This window comes from Ruegeria sp. AB6, assembly GCF_056542685.1.
In genome coordinates this window covers 281,137-298,298 of the sequence record NZ_JBQGAD010000001.1, presented here as the reverse complement: position 1 = coordinate 298,298, position 17,162 = coordinate 281,137, and the positions used below count along the sequence as shown (strand labels likewise).

19 protein-coding genes are annotated in these 17,162 nt (G+C 57.3%); 10 read left to right on the top strand and 9 right to left on the bottom strand.

Translation table 11 applies throughout. The annotated features are described in order from the left end of the window. Positions 1–58 precede the first annotated feature (58 nt). Both glnA and ACR0DB_RS01480 read right to left on the bottom strand, forming a co-directional pair. Positions 59–1,465 carry a type I glutamate--ammonia ligase gene (gene glnA, locus ACR0DB_RS01485; RefSeq protein ID WP_170782638.1) on the bottom strand — a complete coding sequence of 469 codons (1,407 nt, stop codon included), beginning with the start codon at positions 1,463–1,465 and terminating at the stop codon, positions 59–61. A 32-nt stretch (positions 1,466–1,497) separates the two neighbouring features. Continuing rightward, positions 1,498–1,836 carry a P-II family nitrogen regulator gene (locus ACR0DB_RS01480; RefSeq protein WP_170354532.1) on the bottom strand — a complete coding sequence of 113 codons (339 nt, stop codon included), beginning with the start codon at positions 1,834–1,836 and terminating at the stop codon, positions 1,498–1,500. A gap of 170 nt (positions 1,837–2,006) precedes the next feature. On the opposite strand from ACR0DB_RS01480, the gene ACR0DB_RS01475 reads away from it, so the two are divergent. The 3 genes from ACR0DB_RS01475 (at position 2,007) to tig (ending at position 6,645) form a co-directional block, all read left to right on the top strand. Further along, entirely contained in the window at positions 2,007–3,713 is a 1,707-nt protein-coding gene (locus tag ACR0DB_RS01475; protein WP_480548404.1) for an NAD(P)H-hydrate dehydratase, read from the top strand. 291 nt (positions 3,714–4,004) lie between these two features. Beyond that, positions 4,005–5,129 (top strand): porin, encoded by a 1,125-nt coding sequence (locus ACR0DB_RS01470; protein WP_480548402.1) that lies wholly within the window; start codon positions 4,005–4,007, stop codon positions 5,127–5,129. Positions 5,130–5,313: 184 nt separating this feature from the next. Beyond that, the gene (tig, locus tag ACR0DB_RS01465) at positions 5,314–6,645 is read left to right on the top strand and encodes a trigger factor (RefSeq protein ID WP_480548400.1); all 1,332 of its coding nucleotides are present in this window, start codon (positions 5,314–5,316) and stop codon (positions 6,643–6,645) included. 93 nt (positions 6,646–6,738) lie between these two features. On the opposite strand, the gene ACR0DB_RS01460 is transcribed toward tig, so the two are convergent. The 6 genes from ACR0DB_RS01460 to rpsF form a co-directional block, all read right to left on the bottom strand. Next, positions 6,739–7,596, bottom strand: coding sequence for an acyl-homoserine-lactone synthase (locus ACR0DB_RS01460; RefSeq protein ID WP_480548398.1), 858 nt, complete (start codon positions 7,594–7,596; stop codon positions 6,739–6,741). 97 nt (positions 7,597–7,693) lie between these two features. Next, positions 7,694–8,395, bottom strand: a complete 702-nt coding sequence (locus ACR0DB_RS01455; RefSeq protein ID WP_480548396.1) for a LuxR family transcriptional regulator — start codon at positions 8,393–8,395, stop codon at positions 7,694–7,696. A gap of 175 nt (positions 8,396–8,570) precedes the next feature. Further along, on the bottom strand, positions 8,571–9,047 hold the full coding sequence (locus ACR0DB_RS01450; protein ID WP_480548393.1) for a transglycosylase SLT domain-containing protein: 477 nt from the start codon (positions 9,045–9,047) through the stop codon (positions 8,571–8,573). A 152-nt stretch (positions 9,048–9,199) separates the two neighbouring features. Further along, positions 9,200–9,823: a 50S ribosomal protein L9 gene (gene rplI, locus ACR0DB_RS01445; protein ID WP_170782632.1), complete on the bottom strand. Its 624-nt coding sequence runs from the start codon at positions 9,821–9,823 to the stop codon at positions 9,200–9,202. A 12-nt stretch (positions 9,824–9,835) separates the two neighbouring features. Beyond that, positions 9,836–10,063: a 30S ribosomal protein S18 gene (gene rpsR / locus ACR0DB_RS01440; RefSeq protein WP_005608650.1), complete on the bottom strand. Its 228-nt coding sequence runs from the start codon at positions 10,061–10,063 to the stop codon at positions 9,836–9,838. 28 nt (positions 10,064–10,091) lie between these two features. Beyond that, positions 10,092–10,445 carry a 30S ribosomal protein S6 gene (rpsF, locus tag ACR0DB_RS01435; protein ID WP_170354526.1) on the bottom strand — a complete coding sequence of 118 codons (354 nt, stop codon included), beginning with the start codon at positions 10,443–10,445 and terminating at the stop codon, positions 10,092–10,094. 285 nt (positions 10,446–10,730) lie between these two features. On the opposite strand from rpsF, the gene ACR0DB_RS01430 reads away from it, so the two are divergent. Both ACR0DB_RS01430 and ACR0DB_RS01425 read left to right on the top strand, forming a co-directional pair. Further along, a complete protein-coding gene (locus tag ACR0DB_RS01430; RefSeq protein ID WP_170770483.1) occupies positions 10,731–11,249 on the top strand; it encodes a hypothetical protein in 519 nt (172 codons plus the stop codon). A 126-nt stretch (positions 11,250–11,375) separates the two neighbouring features. Continuing rightward, positions 11,376–11,948: a YceI family protein gene (locus ACR0DB_RS01425; RefSeq protein WP_480548391.1), complete on the top strand. Its 573-nt coding sequence runs from the start codon at positions 11,376–11,378 to the stop codon at positions 11,946–11,948. Positions 11,949–12,016: 68 nt separating this feature from the next. Here ACR0DB_RS01425 and ACR0DB_RS01420 read toward each other — a convergent pair whose 3' ends face one another. After that, positions 12,017–13,243: a cytochrome b/b6 domain-containing protein gene (locus ACR0DB_RS01420; RefSeq protein WP_480548389.1), complete on the bottom strand. Its 1,227-nt coding sequence runs from the start codon at positions 13,241–13,243 to the stop codon at positions 12,017–12,019. 171 nt (positions 13,244–13,414) lie between these two features. On the opposite strand from ACR0DB_RS01420, the gene fabD reads away from it, so the two are divergent. From fabD to ACR0DB_RS01395, 5 genes are all read left to right on the top strand, one after another. Beyond that, positions 13,415–14,353, top strand: a complete 939-nt coding sequence (gene fabD / locus ACR0DB_RS01415) for an ACP S-malonyltransferase (protein ID WP_170782630.1) — start codon at positions 13,415–13,417, stop codon at positions 14,351–14,353. Between the two features lie 41 nt (positions 14,354–14,394). Beyond that, positions 14,395–15,132, top strand: coding sequence for a 3-oxoacyl-[acyl-carrier-protein] reductase (gene fabG / locus ACR0DB_RS01410; protein ID WP_480548386.1), 738 nt, complete (start codon positions 14,395–14,397; stop codon positions 15,130–15,132). Positions 15,133–15,340: 208 nt separating this feature from the next. After that, positions 15,341–15,574 (top strand): acyl carrier protein, encoded by a 234-nt coding sequence (locus ACR0DB_RS01405; protein WP_008756330.1) that lies wholly within the window; start codon positions 15,341–15,343, stop codon positions 15,572–15,574. A gap of 141 nt (positions 15,575–15,715) precedes the next feature. Next, the gene (locus ACR0DB_RS01400; RefSeq protein WP_480548384.1) at positions 15,716–16,255 is read left to right on the top strand and encodes a GNAT family N-acetyltransferase; all 540 of its coding nucleotides are present in this window, start codon (positions 15,716–15,718) and stop codon (positions 16,253–16,255) included. A gap of 118 nt (positions 16,256–16,373) precedes the next feature. Continuing rightward, on the top strand, positions 16,374–17,117 hold the full coding sequence (locus ACR0DB_RS01395) for a 1-(5-phosphoribosyl)-5-[(5-phosphoribosylamino)methylideneamino]imidazole-4-carboxamide isomerase (RefSeq protein ID WP_170782627.1): 744 nt from the start codon (positions 16,374–16,376) through the stop codon (positions 17,115–17,117). Positions 17,118–17,162: the final 45 nt, after the last annotated feature.

Sequence of the window (17,162 nt, the reverse complement as noted above, 5' to 3'; positions counted from 1 at the left end):
CGAAACAAGGGCGCCCGGTTGGGCGCCCTTGGAAGAATTTTCGTCGAAAATTCTTGGATCAGCAGCTGTAGTACATGCCGTACTCGACCGGGTGCGGTGTGTGCTCGTAGGTTTCGACTTCTTCCATCTTCAGTGCGATGTAGCCGTCGATCTGGTCTTTGGTGAACACGTCGCCCTGCAGCAGGAAGTCGTGATCGGAGGCCAGAGCTTCCAGCGCTTCGCGCAGCGAACCACATACGGTCGGGATGTCGGCCAGTTCTTCGGCCGGCAGATCGTACAGGTTCTTGTCCATGGCTTCGCCCGGATCGATTTTGTTCTTGATGCCGTCCAGACCAGCCATCAGCAGAGCAGCAAACGCCAGGTAGGGGTTCGCGGCTGGGTCGGGGAAGCGAGCCTCGACGCGCTTAGCTTTCGGGCTTTCGGTCCACGGAATACGGACACAACCCGAACGGTTGCGGGCCGAATAGGCGCGCAGAACAGGTGCTTCAAAGCCCGGGATCAGGCGCTTGTAGCTGTTGGTCGACGGGTTGGTGAAGGCGTTCAGGGTCTTGGCGTGCTTCAGGATGCCACCGATGAAGTATAGCGCTTCGTCCGACAGGTCAGCGTATTTGTCGCCAGCGAACAGAGGCTTGCCGTCTTTCCAGATCGACATGTTCACGTGCATACCGGTGCCGTTGTCGCCTGCGATCGGCTTCGGCATGAAGGTGGCCGATTTGCCGTAGGCATGTGCAACGTTGTGGATGACGTACTTGTACTTCTGCAGCTCGTCAGCTTGCTTGGTCAGGCTGTCAAAGATCAGGCCCAGCTCGTGCTGACAGGAAGCAACCTCGTGGTGGTGCTTGTCCACCTTCATGCCCAGGCGCTTCATGGTCGACAGCATCTCTGAGCGCAGGTCTTGCGCTTCGTCAACGGGGTTCACGGGGAAGTAGCCGCCCTTGACGCCGGGACGGTGGCCCATGTTGCCCATCTCGTACTCGGTGTCGGTGTTCCACGACGCGTCGGTTGCATCAACTTCGTAAGATACCTTGTTGATGCTGTTCGAGAAACGGACGTCGTCGAACAGGAAGAATTCGGCTTCTGGGCCCATGTAGGCAACGTCACCAATACCCGAAGCTTTCAGGTAGGCTTCGGCTTTCTGGGCGGTGCCGCGCGGGTCACGCTCATAGGCTTCGCCGGTGTCGGGCTCAACGATCGAGCAGTGCAGGCAGATGGTCTTTTCCGCGTAGAACGGATCAACATAGGCGCTTTCGGTGTCGGGCATCAGTTTCATGTCCGATGCTTCGATCGATTTCCAGCCAGCGATCGACGAGCCGTCGAACATGAAGCCTTCTTCCAGGAAGTCTTCGTCAACCTGGTCCGACATGATGGTGACGTGCTGAAGCTTGCCGCGCGGGTCGGTGAAGCGGATGTCGACGTATTCTGCGTCTTCATCACGGATCAGCTGAAGAACTGCGTCCTTGCTCATACTCTCTATTCCTCTGATTTGAGTGCGTTCGATTAAAGCGCTTCCGAGCCGGTCTCACCGGTGCGGATGCGAATGGCTTGTTCAACGGGCGAGACAAAGATCTTGCCGTCGCCGATCTTGTCGGTCTTAGCGGCCGAAACGATGGCGTCGATGGCAGCATCGACCTGATCGTCATCCAAAACGACCTCGACTTTTACTTTGGGCAGAAAGTCGACGACATATTCTGCGCCGCGATAGAGTTCGGTGTGGCCTTTCTGACGGCCAAAGCCTTTGACCTCGATCACACTGAGACCCTGGACGCCTACGTCCTGCAGCGCCTCTTTTACTTCGTCCAGCTTGAACGGTTTGATGATCGCTTCGATCTTCTTCATACCGGGCTCCCTTTAACTCTTGTAAGGATGGCAGTGACCACGTCTAAGATCGGGCGGCAATCGGATTGCGAATTTGGCCCCGTTTGGCTATTGGGAAAATGGGCTCGAGGTTAAATTTTAGTCAGTTTGCGTAAAAAATGATCGAAACTGAATCGACTGGGAAAAGTGAGATGACGGAACTGCTGACGGCTGCACAGATGCAGGCCATCGAACGGGCCGCGATTGAGTCTGGTGAGGTAACTGGGCTGGAACTGATGGAGCGGGCTGGGCAGGGCGTTGTCGACGCTATTTATGAGGAGTGGCCCGAGTTCAAGGATCGAGGGGCCAGCCCCTCGAGCTCCCCGAAATATTTGGGGCCAGATGAAGGGGATCCGTTGCGCGCTGTGGTGCTGTGCGGGCCGGGGAACAATGGCGGTGATGGGTTTGTTGTTGCGCGCCTGTTGCAAGGGTTGGGGTGGGACGTCGAGGTTTTTTTGTATGGGGATGCCGAGAAGCTGCCGCCGGATGCGCGAGTGAATTATGAGCGGTGGATGGAGTTGGGGAAAGTGGCAAGGCTTTCTCTGCCGAAGCCAACTGAAAGCGAAACGGCTGTTTTGGAGAAACAGGCGGCCAGAACGATTGAGGCAAGAGGGCCGAACCTGATTTTGGACGCTTTGTTTGGAACAGGGCTTTCGCGCCCTATTGAAGGGCTCAAGGCAGTCCTTGGTGCCATTCAGATCAACTCCGAAACTGATGCGGACCCATGGTGGTCCCGGGTTGTTTCGGTGGATATTCCCTCTGGCTTGTGTGCTGATAGTGGTAAGGTTCTGGGGAGCGATGGTGTCCAGATCGGTGCGCATCTCACGGTTTCGTTCCACGGAAAAAAGCTAGGACATAGTCTTTCTGCCGGGCCGAAATACAGTGGAACGTTAGTTGTTACTGATATCGGATTGTCATCTATCGGAGAGCCCGGGTCGTCTTCGCGAAGAGCTTTGATCGTACTTTACAACGAAAAAAGGTTGGGCAGAGTGCTGAGCGTGGAGATGAATCAAGGTGCTCTGTCTCCGTATCTTTCGAAAGAGCAGTTCGAGCACAAATACACCCACGGGCACGCACTTATCCTCTCTGGCGGTGCGGCTAAAACCGGCGCTGCGCGGTTGGCGGCGCGGGGCGCTTTGCGGATTGGGGCGGGGCTGGTGACGCTTGGGGTGCCAGGTTCGGCTCAGATGGAGGTGGCGGCGCAGGTGACGGCCCTCATGTTGCAGCGGGTTGATGGGCCCCAGGGGCTTGCGGCTGTGCTGGGCGACGAGCGGTTGAATGCGCTCTGCCTTGGGCCGGGAATGGGGTTGGAGCGGGCGCGCGAACTGGTGCCGGTTGTGTTGCAGGCCAAGCGTGCCACCGTGCTGGATGCGGATGCTCTGACGGCGTTTGCAGATGATCCGGCGGCCCTGTTAGGGCAGTTGCACGAGAATTGCGTTCTGACCCCGCATGGGGGCGAGTTTGCGCGGCTCTTCCCGGATATCACCGAAAAGCTGGCGGCGACGCCGACAAAGGGACCGGCTTATTCGAAGGTGGATGCCACGCGAGAGGCGGCCAAGCGTGCCGGGTGTGTGGTGCTTTTCAAGGGGCCGGATACGGTGATTGCGGCGCCGGATGGTAGATGCTCGATCAATGCGGCTTTTTATGACCGTTCTGCCCCTTGGTTGGCAACGGCGGGGTCTGGAGATGTGCTGGCCGGGTTCATCACCGGTTTGCTGGCCCGAGGGTTCGCGCCCATGCAGGCTGCGGAAACTGGGGCGTGGTTGCATGTGGAATGTGCGCGCAGCTTTGGGCCGGGCTTGATTGCCGAGGATTTGCCTGAGCAACTGCCATATGTATTGAAAAAGATAGATATATGATTGTATATTCGACGTGTCGTCAAACGCTGGTTGCTGCACTGGTAATGGCCGTCTGAAGGGTGAAGCTGACCAATCGACAATTGTGTCTGTGCCTTGGGACGAACCAACCTGGAAGCAAGGTCAGGTTTTGCGAGAAGTAAGAATTTAAAAAGAAGTCAGATTTCAAGGACGCGGTGTGAGGTACGTTACGGAAGGCAATAGGCATCAACTTGTGCGTTCAGCGCCCGTCCTAGGCAGGTAGAAGACAAAAAATTGAGCAGCGCCAAAACAGTTTTTCTCATGGTGACTGAAATGACCCAGAATTTTAGAATTTATTCTCTGGCTGCAGTATTGGCCGTAACGACTGCCGTTCCGGCAATGGCGCAATTGCGATACGACAATAACAGCGGCGGCTATGTTGAGCTCTACGGCCAGATTCACCCGGTCATCGTCTCGGTAGATGACGGGGAAGAAACGGAAACCCGTTTGCTCGACAATGATCTGTCGAACAGCCGTGTGGGGCTTCGCCTGATGCAGCCCTATGGCAGCAACGAGTTCACGTTCCGGTTTGAAACCGGATTGGGGCTGCCCAGCACCGGTTCGGCCAATCAGGACGGCACCAATAATGATGGCTGGTCGCGCGAAGATATTCGCCACGTCGATTTTGCCCTGAAAGGCAGCTATGGCAAGTTCTCGGCAGGGCAGGGCAGCATGGCGTCCGATGGCGCGGCCGAGGTTGATCTGTCCTATGTTGGCACTGTGCTGTATTCGTTCACCAATGACGAGAACGGTGCCTTTTTCTATCGCCAGCCCGACGGGATGCTGAGCGACATCACGGTTGGAGATTCCGCCAGCAACTTTGACGGGGCGCGGCGCGGGCGTATCCGTTATGACACGCCTAGTTACAATGGGTTCTCGGGCGCTATCGCCTATGGTCAGAATATTTTGTCCAGCAGTGACGACGACGATTATTACGATATTGCAGTATCTTACGGAAACACCTTCACAAATGGGATCGAGTTTGCGGCCACAATCGCCTATGCGGTGCGCGACTTTGATGATGGGTCAGGTGAACGTCGGGATACGATCGGATCGGCCTCGGTGCTGCTGCCGAGCGGGTTCAGTTTCACGGCGGCTCTGGGGACGCGGGACAATACCTCTGACGGGGCTAGCGATCCGGATTATTGGTACACAAAGATCGCCTATGAGACCGATTGGGTGTCTTGGGGGCAAACCGGTATCGGGATCGACTATTTCGACGGATCCGATTTCCAGAATGAAGGATCAAGCACCAAATCCTGGGGCATCGCGGTTGTGCAGCGGATCGACAGCATCAACACGGATGCCTATCTGAAATACCGCAGCCACGATTTTGACGATATGGTCGATTTCGACGAGAACGAAGCCTGGGCTCTGGGCGCGCGCTGGCGGTTCTGAGACGACAGTTTCAGCCAACAACAAACGCTCCGGCCCAGTCCGGGGCGTTTTTTCTTCAAATCCGCGGCAAAACAAGGCTGATCGGGCAGTTGCCCCTTGCACGTTGGGGGCAGGGCAAATAGAAGGCCTCAAATTTGCCCGGCGCGCCGTTTTGCGCGCCCCGAATCCTATGGGGACTACCATAATGCAGGTTACCGAGACGCTGAACGAAGGTCTGAAACGCGGTTACAATATTGTCGTTTCCGCAGCTGAGCTGGACGACAAAGTGAATGAAAAACTGGTCGAGGCACAGCCGGAAATCGAAATGAAAGGTTTCCGCAAAGGCAAAGTGCCGATGGCGCTGCTGAAAAAGCAGTTCGGCCAGCGCCTGCTGGGTGAAGCGATGCAGGAAAGCATCGACGGTGCGATGAACAAGCACTTTGAGGATAGCGGCGACCGTCCTGCGCTGCAGCCCGAGGTCAAGATGACCAACGAGGACTGGAAAGAAGGCGACGACGTCCATGTCGAGATGTCCTATGAGGCGCTGCCTGCCATTCCTGAAGTTGACCTGAAATCGGTCGAACTGGAAAAGCTGGTCGTCAAAGCCGACGACGCGGCGATCGAAGAAGCGCTGAATAACCTGGCTGAAACCGCGCAGGATTTCAAAGCGCGCCGTAAAGGCTCGAAAGCCAAGGACGGTGATCAGGTCGTGATCGACTTCGTCGGCAAAGTAGACGGCGAAGAATTCGAAGGCGGTTCGGCCGAGGACTATCCGCTGGTTCTGGGCTCGAACAGCTTCATTCCTGGCTTTGAAGAACAGCTGGTTGGCGTGAAAGCTGAAGAGGAAAAAGACGTCAACGTCACTTTCCCGACCGAATACGGTGCCGAGCATCTGGCCGGTAAGGAAGCTGTTTTCACCTGCACCGTCAAAGAAGTGAAAGAGCCCGTCGCCGCCGAGATCAACGACGAGTTGGCCACCAAATTCGGTGCCGAAGATCTGGACGCGCTGAAGAGCCAGATTTCGGAGCGTCTGGAAGCCGAATATAATGGCGCATCGCGGGCCGTGATGAAGCGCGCTCTGCTGGACGTGCTGGATGAGAAGGTGTCGTTCGACCTGCCGCCGTCGCTGGTAGAAGCTGAAGCCAAGCAAATCGCGCACCAGCTGTGGCACGAGGAAAACCCCGATGTCGAAGGCCACGATCACGACCCGATCGAGCCCACCGACGAGCACAACAAACTGGCCGAGCGCCGCGTGCGTCTGGGTCTGCTGTTGGCAGAGCTGGGCCAGAAGGCCGAGGTTGAAGTCACCGATGCCGAGATGACACAGGCGATCATGAATCAGGCGCGTCAGTACCCTGGTCAAGAACGTCAGTTCTTTGAGTTCGTGCAGCAGAATGCCCAGATGCAGCAGCAACTGCGCGCGCCGATCTTCGAGGACAAAGTCATCGACTATATCGTCGAGCTGGCTCAGGTTGCTGACAAGGAAGTTAGCAAAGACGACTTGCAAAAAGCTGTTGAGGCGCTGGACGAGGAATAATCCTTTGTCGCCCGCGTAGCCGGGCAAAAGAATACGGAGCCGCCTGATAAAGGCGGCTCCGACTAAGTTGCTCTAACTTCTGAGGTGAGGGGGTCAGGCCCCATGAGCTAGAGCACGGGGGGAACGCATCAGGGCTATCTTCTGCTCGGGTGTGAACTTGTCCGAGAGTTCTTCTATCAAGCGCAATACGGCATTGACCTCTTCCTGGGTGGTTGCGGCGCTCATTTGTTCTACGAAGTATTTTTCCATTTGACTCAGTGGCTTGTGATCGAAGTTTGCGGGTTTGGGTTGTGGTTTGACGTTGGACACGGCGAAAAGCTGGAGCGCTTGTTCGTCGGTTAGAAACACGTCATGGGCGATGCCAGCATAGTCGCGAATTCCTGAAATACGCTCGTCCGAGCAATCCATGAGGGCGGCCATCGCCACCACTTTCCCCATGGGTTTCGCGGTGCCCAGATAGTCATAAGGCGCGTTCCCGGATCGTTGTAGGACGCGGTTCATCACCGGGTCGATAACAGCGATCGAGTCCAGCACTCCGGCTGTCTTGGCGTATTCGAACGAACCGATCATGACCTCGCTGGTGACATAGGAGACCGAATTCTCACCCCTCCCGCGCCCCAACTTTTTAGTGTCGACACAAAACCGGGTTGCCTCCCAAATCTGGGCGCTGCGCACAGGCGGCTCGCCATCCAGGATCGCGTTAAACACATCGGCCAGCATATGAGGCCCTGTGGTCTGCAGCAGACGCATACAGCCAACGACGTTCCCCTCGTCGTTCAGACTGACCACGTGTGCAGGATTGAGCGTATCGAACCTGTCGATCTCTCGCCCGTCCTGGATGGTTACGTCCCATCCCAAGCGGTCGCCGAAGACCCGTGCGCGCAGTTGATACATCTCATCCAAGATGTCTTTGAATTTGTGTTGGTTCATCCCATCAATCACGATGATCATGTTCCATCCCCCTACAGATTGGTTACCGTGAACAGAGGATTAACAAAGTTGTGATCTGAGACTATTAGGGGATTCCCGTAGAATTTTAGTTTTTTTGTTAACCGGGAGCTATCAGGCCGAGACTAACGGCCCGTCCGATCGCCTGCGGCGTGGTCAATGTGCCTAGTTTTTCCCGCCCTGACCGCATATGCACTTCGACGGTCCGGTGTGAGATGGACAGGATATCACCGATATCCTGCTGAGATTTACCCACGGCCGCCCATTGAAGGATCTCTTTCTCGCGCGTTGACAGGGCAGGTAGGTATAGTGCTTTGCCCAACAAACCCGACTGCATGACCGTGTCATGGGCGTGCACGGCGGCAAGTTGCAGGTCCCCCATCACGTGCCGCTTGAGCTTGTCCCATTCGTCGTCCGAGCAGTCACGCGTTACGTTCAGCAGCCCGCATTCGCCGTAAGGGCCGCGCACCGGAACCGAAAGGCCTCGGGTCGTGATGCCAAAGTCATGGGCGTCCCGAAACACGGTGTGGAACTTGTCATCATGGTTAAAGCGACCCCAGTCTACGGGGGCGATACTGAGCACGGATTGATACAAAGTCGGGTCAAATTTATGAAAACCCTGCGTACCATAGTGAATCTTCCATTCGTCAGGATAGTTCGCGTAGCCTTGAACATCTCCCTTAACGGGGTTGAATGTCGCATAGGATGCGTAATCAAAGCCAAGCTCGGAACAAACCGCGTCAATTATGTCAGCGGCTGACTTTTCCTCGTGGTCGATAGCGGCCAAGTCGATCAGCTTCAACTTTTCAACCTTTACGGAGGTTAACCTCGGTTCAGAGGTTAACGGCGTTAATGTTCAGTAAATCTTACGAGGCGTAAGGCAGCGCGCAAGCAATTTGTTCACATGTGTAGTGTTATCATCCGCCATTCGCGACGTCATAACGCATTAATACAAGGTTTTCGGCAGCCTCGGAGGGCTATTCGGGAACCAAACCTGTTTCAACCAACAATCCGCGTGCTTTTGCCTCGGGCCAATAGCCTTTGGCATAGAGAAAGATCGCGCGTTGCTGATCGCCGTCGGACAGCAGCCATGCGCCGCGCAGGTACTTGCCGGCAAATTCCAAATTGGTGTCGGCGTCGAGGAGCCCCTGCGGATCGCCCTGGTAGCCCATGGACCGTGCAGTGGCCGGAAGGATTTGCAGCAGCCCGTAATAGGGTCGGTTCACGGCCCAGGGGCGATGCGTACTTTCGCGAATAGCCAGTTTGTGCACCAGCTCGCGCGGCAATTCGTAGTGATCGGCCCATTTATTGATCGATGCCCGCAGCTCGGGCGTTTCGTTCGGGTAAAGGGGGGGATCAAAGGCCGCACGCGTCGGTGTGTCGGGGGTGCCGCAAGCCACCAGCGGCGCGGTAAGAAGAAGGGCTAAGACACTGCGGCGCGGGATCTGAGTCATCAAGGGCTCCGGAATTTTGGACGAAATACTAGGAAACTTGTCTCTGGCCGCAAGGGTAGCTGGAAATTCAGGCTGAATTATGCCGCCCAGTTCGTGCATGAAAAAAGGCCGCCCAAAATGGCGCGGCCTTTTCGAAGTTCACAGGTTGAAGGTTACGCTTTCGCGTCGTCTTCTTCCGCAGCCGGTGCTTCTTCGGCAATCAGGTCTTCGTCGTCGGACGCGGCGGAACCGATATCGTCGAACAGCTCGGCGATTTCGAATTCAGCGGCGGCTTCCTCTTCAGCGGCCAGTTCCTGGATCGATTTACCCGAAGCTTGCAGTTCGGCTTCTTCTTCCGAACGGGCGACGTTCATCTTGATTTCAACTTCGACCTCGGGGTGCAGTTTGACTGCCAGCGAGTGCAGACCCAGCTCCTTGATCGGTGCGATCAGGGCGATCTGTTTCTTGTCGACGGTGAAGCCAGCTTCGGTCGCGGCCTCTGCAGCGTCACGCGGAGTGACCGAGCCGTACAGAGCACCGGCATCCGACGCCGAGCGAATCACGATGAACTGCTGACCGTCCAGCTTTTCAGCCAGTGCTTCAGCTTCTTTCTTGGTTTCCAAGTTGTGCGCTTCAAGCTGCGCCTTGCGGGCTTCGAACGAGGCGATGTTCGACTCGGACGCGCTCAGAGCTTTGCCTTGGGGCAGCAGGAAGTTGCGGGCGTAGCCGGGCTTGACGTCAACGACGTCGCCCATCTGACCCAGTTTCGCAACGCGTTCCAGCAGGATAACTTGCATATCAGTCTCTCCTTACTTCACGGCGTAGGGCAGCAGGGCGAGGAAGCGGGCGCGCTTGATAGCACGGGCCAGTTCACGCTGCTTTTTCGCCGAAACGGCGGTGATGCGCGAAGGTACGATCTTGCCACGCTCAGAGATGTAGCGCTGCAGCAGACGTGTGTCTTTGTAATCGATCTTGGGCGCGTTCTCACCCGAGAACGGGCAGACCTTGCGGCGGCGGAAAAATGGTTTTGCGGCCATGGTTTGGTGTCCTTTCGTCAGGCGTTGATCAGCGGCGCTCGCGGCGGCCTTCGCGCTCATCGCGCTTCTGCATCTGGACCGAAGGGCCCTCGGCATGCTCGTCGACCTTGATGGTCAGAACGCGCATGACGTCTTCGTGCAGGCGCATCAGGCGCTCCATTTCCTGAACCGCGCCAGCAGGCGAGTCGGTTTTCAGGAAGGCATAGTGGCCTTTGCGGTTTTTGTTGATCTTGTAGGCCATCGTCTTGACACCCCAGTACTCGCTTTCGACGACGTTGCCGCCGTTGTCAGCCAGAACAGTGCCGAAATGTTCGACAAGGCTTTCTGCCTGCGCGTTGGACAGATCCTGACGCGCGATCATTACATGCTCATACAGTGGCATGTGCACTCCTGTTTATATCAAGGCGCATTTCATAGGCGGGGCCGTTTGGTCCTTCGCGACCCTGCCACGAGAGGCTGCGCGATTCATGTGATTGGCGAAGGATGGCCCCGTATACACGTTTATGGCGGCGGGGCAAGACCTGACACACGTGCCTTGGTGAAGTCCTGCTATTTCCTTTGCACCGCCCAATTCCTGACGCTTTTCAAGTCGATCTTGAATTTCATACCGGGGACAGACCGGACACACCGGACCCACGACGGCAACCTGAGAAACAGGGTGAGAGAAATGACCGCGATGAATACGAATACACTTGAACAGTCGGCGACCGGCGCGCGTTTTGAGAAATCCGTTCCAGTTCTGATCACATTCGCTCCGAACTGGAAAGTGCGCATGATTTTGGCGCGCATGGTTGGTGCCTTTCTGATCGTGATGTCCTTTTCCATGTGGCTGGCACCGGGTTCGGCCATGGCCGCCGAAGTTTGGCCGATCAAGATGGCAGCGTCGCTTGCTTTCCTGATCGTTGGTGTCAGTCTGCTGACCATTCAGATGCTGGACTCGCGTCCCGATGCCTATTTTGACCCGATCCGTCGCGAAGTCCGCGTTCTGCAAAAGAACGAAAACGGCCGCCCGCAAACGGTTCTGCGCCGCAGCTATGACACGCTAGGCGGTGCCAAATTCAGCGATGATCAAGTCGAACTGTTTGATGTCGATGGCAGCCTGCTGATGAAGCTGCCCCTGCAGTCGGCGGATGTCAGCCGAGCGCTCAAGGGTCAATTGAGTGGAAGTGTAACAATCTTCGCCTGAATTTTATTCTGTTCATATAGGAACAGAAGTTGTGAGCGAATAAAGCTTGTGTGCCGCCCCTTGGCGGCACATTTTCGTTACCGAGCAACCCAACAGGTTTGCATCCACAACATTGCGGAGTTTGTCATGAAACCCATCCTTCTTGCTGCTGCACTGGCCGTGTCGGCGACTTCGGCGTTTGCAAGTGCCGAGAAATACGTTCTGGACCCAAGCCACAGCCAGGTCATTTTCAACTATAACCACCTTGGTTTTTCGACCACCTATGGCATGTTCTCGGGCTTTGAAGGCGAGATCCTGTTCGACAAGAAAAACCCGGCTGCGTCCAGCGTGACGGTTTCGATGCCCGTTATCGAGATGTTCACGGGCTGGAAACCGCGCGAAGATCACTTCATGACCGAAGATTTCTTTGGCGCGGCTGAAGGCGATCTGGTTACGTTCTCATCAACCAGCATCGAAGTGACAGGCGAGAACACCGCCAACATCACTGGCGACCTGACCATGAACGGCGTGACAAAGTCGGTTGTGCTAGACGCCAAGCTGAACCAGGCGGGCGAGCATCCGATGGCAGGCAAGCCTTGGGCTGGTTTCGATGCGACGACCACTCTGATCCGCAGCGATTTCGATCTGGGCCAATTCGCACCCTTCGTGGGTGACGAGGTTAATGTTCAGATCTCGGTCGAGGCGCAGAAAGCCGAGTAAATAAGGCTACTATTCTAGAATCGAAACCGCCGGAGCTTTTTGCCCCGGCGGTTTTCGTTTGTTCGCCGCTATTCACCGCGCGTAGCAGTCAGCTCGACGCTTACAGTGACTGCGAAGCCCAGTGAAGCTTCGGTGGGTTGCGATGTGCCCACATCGAAATCCATGCGGTTCAACTCCAATTCACCAGAAACCGTCGCGGTGTCGCCTTGCAAATCCAAAGTGAACGGCAGCACAACGTCCAAGGACTTGTCGCGGATGGTCAAGGGGCCGCGTGCCTCATACCCGGTTTCGGTTTTGAATAGATCTGCCTTAAACAGCGCCGTGGGATATTGTGCGCTGTCGAAAAAATCCGCGCCCATAGCTTGATCACTGACCGTGCCTAGGCTGAGCGACGGGATTGAGATCGTCACCTCGACCGAACCGGCCAAGCCGGGCTCGGCGGGCTCATCAAAGGCTATGGCGGCCGTCCAGTTCTGGAAGCTACCGGTGACTGGGCTACCCAGCTGGTTGATGGTAAGGCCCAGAGTTCCTTCCTGAACCTGCCAGTCCGATTGGACTTCGGCCAGTGCCGTGGCTTCGCCCAGAGCGTAAGAGTGATGGCTGAACGCGCCGATGCCCCAGCCGCCGACCAAAACCGCACCCCAGACGACGAGCGCGGCAAGCGCGGGTGTCTTCGAATGGTGTTGGGCCGGGGGCTCGGGGGCCTGGGCTGAGCCAGGCAGCATACGCCGCAATGTGCTGTCTTTGTCGATGACGTGGTGTTTCAGCGCCCCGGCAATATGCAGCACAAGCGCGCCACCTAGGGTCCAGACGAACAGCCAGTGCAGGCTGGCGGTGAATTCGGCCAGATGCTGGGATTTGGGGACTAGCGGCAGGTTTTGACCAAAGTGCCAAAGGATCGGCGCGAACCCTTCGGCTGCGGCGTGGTGTATCCAGCCGGTCAGCGGTGCCAGCACCAACGAGCCGTAAAGCAGCCAATGCACGGTTTCGGCAGCAAAGGCCTCGGGCTTATTGTCGGCGTTCAGTAGGCCGGGTTTGGTTTGGGTCAGGGCCCAGAGAATGCGAGCAAGGGCTACGAAAAAGACGGCAACGCCCAATGTTTTGTGCAGTGAGAATAGGCGCGCCGTGCGGGTGATGTCATCCTCGGTCGTCGGGATGTTCGGGTCATAAATGGCCTGCGCCAGATCATTGGCGAAATAGCCCAGCGGAAAGGCGGTGAAGATCAGCAGGGCGGTCAGCCAGTGGAAGGTCTTGGTGACGCTGCCATAGCTGGAAAACGTGTTGGTCGAGGGCATCGGGTGCTCCGGCGAAAAGATGGTTGGGTTCAACCTATCGCCGTGCGGGCAGGACTCAAGGGCGCAGGGCGCACAGATACGGTGCCTTTGTGCAGAGATCAGGCAATGCTTGTGCCGCGCGATCACACAGTTTACACCCCGCCGCAACCTAACGTCATCCAAGAGGTTGCAATGACACGCGCATTTGTTTTCCCGGGGCAGGGCGCCCAGACCATCGGAATGGGCAAAGCTCTGGCCGAGGCTTACCCCGCTGCTCAGGCGGTGTTCGACGAAGTGGACGAAGCCCTGGGCGAAAAGCTGAGCGGCCTGATTTGGGATGGCGATATTGCTGAATTGACCCTGACCCAAAACGCACAACCTGCGTTGATGGCAACGTCAATGGCGGCAATGAGGGCGCTAGAGGCCGAGGGCGCCTCAGTCACCGATGCAGCCTTTGTGGCCGGGCATTCGCTGGGGGAATATTCCGCGCTGGCCGCTTCTGGTGCGCTGTCGGTTGCAGATACTGCGCGTCTTCTGCGCACCCGTGGTCAGGCGATGCAAAGCGCCGTGCCGGTGGGCGAAGGTGCGATGGCGGCGATCCTTGGGTTGAACCTTGAGGCCGTGCGCGCCGTGGCGGATGAGGCCGCGCAAGGTGAGGTTTGTCAGGCCGCAAACGACAATGACCCTACGCAGGTTGTGGTCTCGGGCGCGAAGGCTGCTGTGGAACGTGCGGCCGAGATTGCCAAGGAAAAGGGTGCCAAGCGGGCCGTCATGCTGCCTGTTAGCGCGCCTTTCCATTGTGCGCTGATGCAGCCTGCTGCCGACGTGATGGCCGAAGCTTTGGCAGGGGTTGAAATCAAAGCGCCTGCCGTGCCGCTGATTGCCAATGTGCGCGCCGAAGCGGTCGGTGACCCCGATCTGATCCGACAGTTGCTGGTCGCGCAGGTCACCGGCTCGGTCCGCTGGCGCGAAAGCGTGCAGTACATGGCCGCGCAGGGCGTGACCGAGACGTGGGAGATCGGGGCAGGGAAAGCTCTGTCCGGGATGATCCGCAAAATCGACCGTTCGATCGCGGGTAAAGCTGTCGGCACGCCGGATGACGTGCAGAATGTGACACAAGCCGAATCGTAAGACACCGCGCGCCGCGTGGCGCGTAGCAAAAGGACAAGAGAATGTTTGATTTGACAGGTAAGAACGCACTGATCACCGGTGCCTCGGGCGGGATCGGTGGTGAGATCGCGCGCTCTCTGCACGCTGCCGGCGCTACGGTGGCGCTGTCCGGCACACGGATTGAACCGCTTGAGGCGCTGGCCGCTGAGTTGGGCGACCGTGCCCACGTGCTGCCCTGTAACCTGAGCGACCCTGAGGCTGTGGCCGCACTGCCCAAGCAGGCGGCGGATGCGATGGGGTCGGTCGATATTCTGGTCAACAACGCGGGTATCACCCGTGACAACCTGTTCATGCGCATGTCGGATGACGAATGGCAGAGCGTGATCGACGTCAACATGACCTCGACCGCGAAACTGTGCAAAGGCGTGCTGCGCGGAATGATGAAGGCGCGTTGGGGCCGGATCATCAACATCTCTTCCGTGGTCGGCGCGACGGGCAACCCCGGTCAGGCGAACTATGCAGCGTCCAAAGCGGGGATGGTCGGGATGACCAAGTCGCTGGCATACGAGGTTGCAAGTCGCGGAATCACGGCCAATGCGGTGGCTCCGGGCTTTATCACTACGGCGATGACCGACAAGCTGACCGACGATCAGAAGGCGGGCATTCTGGGTCAGGTCCCGGCCGGACGTATGGGGGATGCATCGGAAATTGCTGCGGCAGTTCTGTTCCTTGCCAGCCCCGAGGCCGGATATGTGACAGGAACCACCTTGCATGTAAACGGCGGTATGGCCATGTTGTGACCACCTGTCGGGGCAGGCGCGAAAGCGTTTGCCTTGGGCGTTGTCTGTGCTATAGGCGGCGCATCAATTCGGGGGTCGGCCATAGGGTCGGCCTTCTAGTTTCCCGGCAATCGGGAACCCAAACCGCCCAGACGGGCACATCAAGGCCAGCCTGAGCGGGCAAGGGCAGAACCGGGCACTATGCCCTGAAATGGAATGAGGAATAGACATGAGCGACGTCGCAGATCGCGTTAAGAAGATCGTTGTTGAGCACCTGGGTGTTGAAGAAGACAAAGTAGCGGAAAACGCTTCCTTCATCGACGATCTGGGCGCAGACAGCCTGGACACCGTTGAGCTGGTTATGGCCTTCGAAGAAGAGTTCGGCATCGAGATCCCTGATGACGCAGCCGAGACCATCCAGACCTTTGGCGACGCCGTCAAATTCATCTCTGAAGCGTCCTAAGACCTTCGAAATCTTATGAAAGCGGCGCTTCCGGGCAACGGAGGCGCCGTTTTTTGTTGCCTGACGCGTATTCAGGCTTGTCAGATGTCCATTTCGCACGCACGCTTTCAGCTGAGGCAAAAATTTCAGAGCGGGCAGGGCATGATACGATCCACCCCGATGATAAACACGGCACGCTTGACGCTTTGCGCCATGCGGCCTGAGGATTTCAACCGGTTCGCCGAGATCTGGCGTAACCCGTGTGTCGTGCGGCATATTGGCGGCAAACCGCGATCGCGTGGCGAAGCGTGGGATTCGTTTTTGCGCAATGCCGGGCATTGGCAGATGGCCGGGTTTGGTCAGTGGGCGGTGATTCAGCAATCGAATCGGCAGATGATCGGGCAGGCCGGCTTTTTCTATGGCAACCGTGCGTTGGGCGAGGATTTCGACAGTTTTCCCGAGGCAGGTTGGGTTCTGGCCCCCGAGGCGCAGGGACAGGGCATGGGCCTTGAGGCCGCTCAGGCCGCGCATGAATGGTTTGACCGCATCATGCCGGGGCCATTGGTTGCAATGATAAATTCCGAAAATGAGACTTCGCAAAGATTGGCGGAAAAACTGGGGTACCAGTCTCTGCGCGACTGCGATTATCAAGGAACGTCGGTCAAATTGCTGCGCCGGACAGGTCCACCGACACGTCACTGATCCCCGTGCTGCGATGCCGCAAAATGCCCGTGGTTTGCCGAAACTGGTTGCCGCACGGGTAATTTCTTCGGCTATGATACTGGGGTATAGCACAAGGATTGAGCGGAGGATCAGGCTCATGAGGATTTACCCCACGATGGAATTGCAGAACGGCCGGTGTGTCACACTGGACAAGGGCCGCCTGGACGAAGCTATGATCTGGCACGTGAACCCTGCCGAAACAGCCCGTAGCTGGGCTGCCGCAGGGGCGGAATGGATGCACCTGACGGACTTCGACGCCATCGAAGGGCGTGATACTAATGCGGAGCTGGTCGAAGAGATCATCCGCTCGGCCGAGATCCCGGTGCAGTTGGCGGGCGGCATGCGCACCCGTGAGCAGGTCGAACATTGGATCGACAAGGGCGCGGGTCGGATCGTCATCGGTACATTGGCCGCCTGGGACCCAAATCTGGTAAAAGAGCTGGCAAAGCTGTATCCGGATCAGATAGTTCTGGCGGTCGATGTCTGGCAAGGTCACGTGATGACCGAAGGTTGGCGCAGCCAAAGCGCATTTACCGCCGAAGCTTATATCGAAGCCTTCGCCGATACTCCGTTTGCCGCAATTCTGGTGACAGATATCGACAGCGACATGGAAGATGTCGAGGCGCAGTTGGGTTTGATCTCGGGGGTTGCTGAGAAATCGCGCACGCCTGTCATCGCCAGCGGTGTTGTACGCACGGCCGACGATATCTCGCGCCTGGCCTATATCCCAAACATTTCGGGAGCGATTGTAGGGCGGGCGTTGTTCCGCAAGACGCTGGAGCTGTCGGATGCACTGGCTGTGGCCTCGACCGCACATGAGCCGGTGGCCGAATTCCAGTAAAATCACTTCCATCATGAATTTGCCGCCCTCTCAAACGACCTGAGG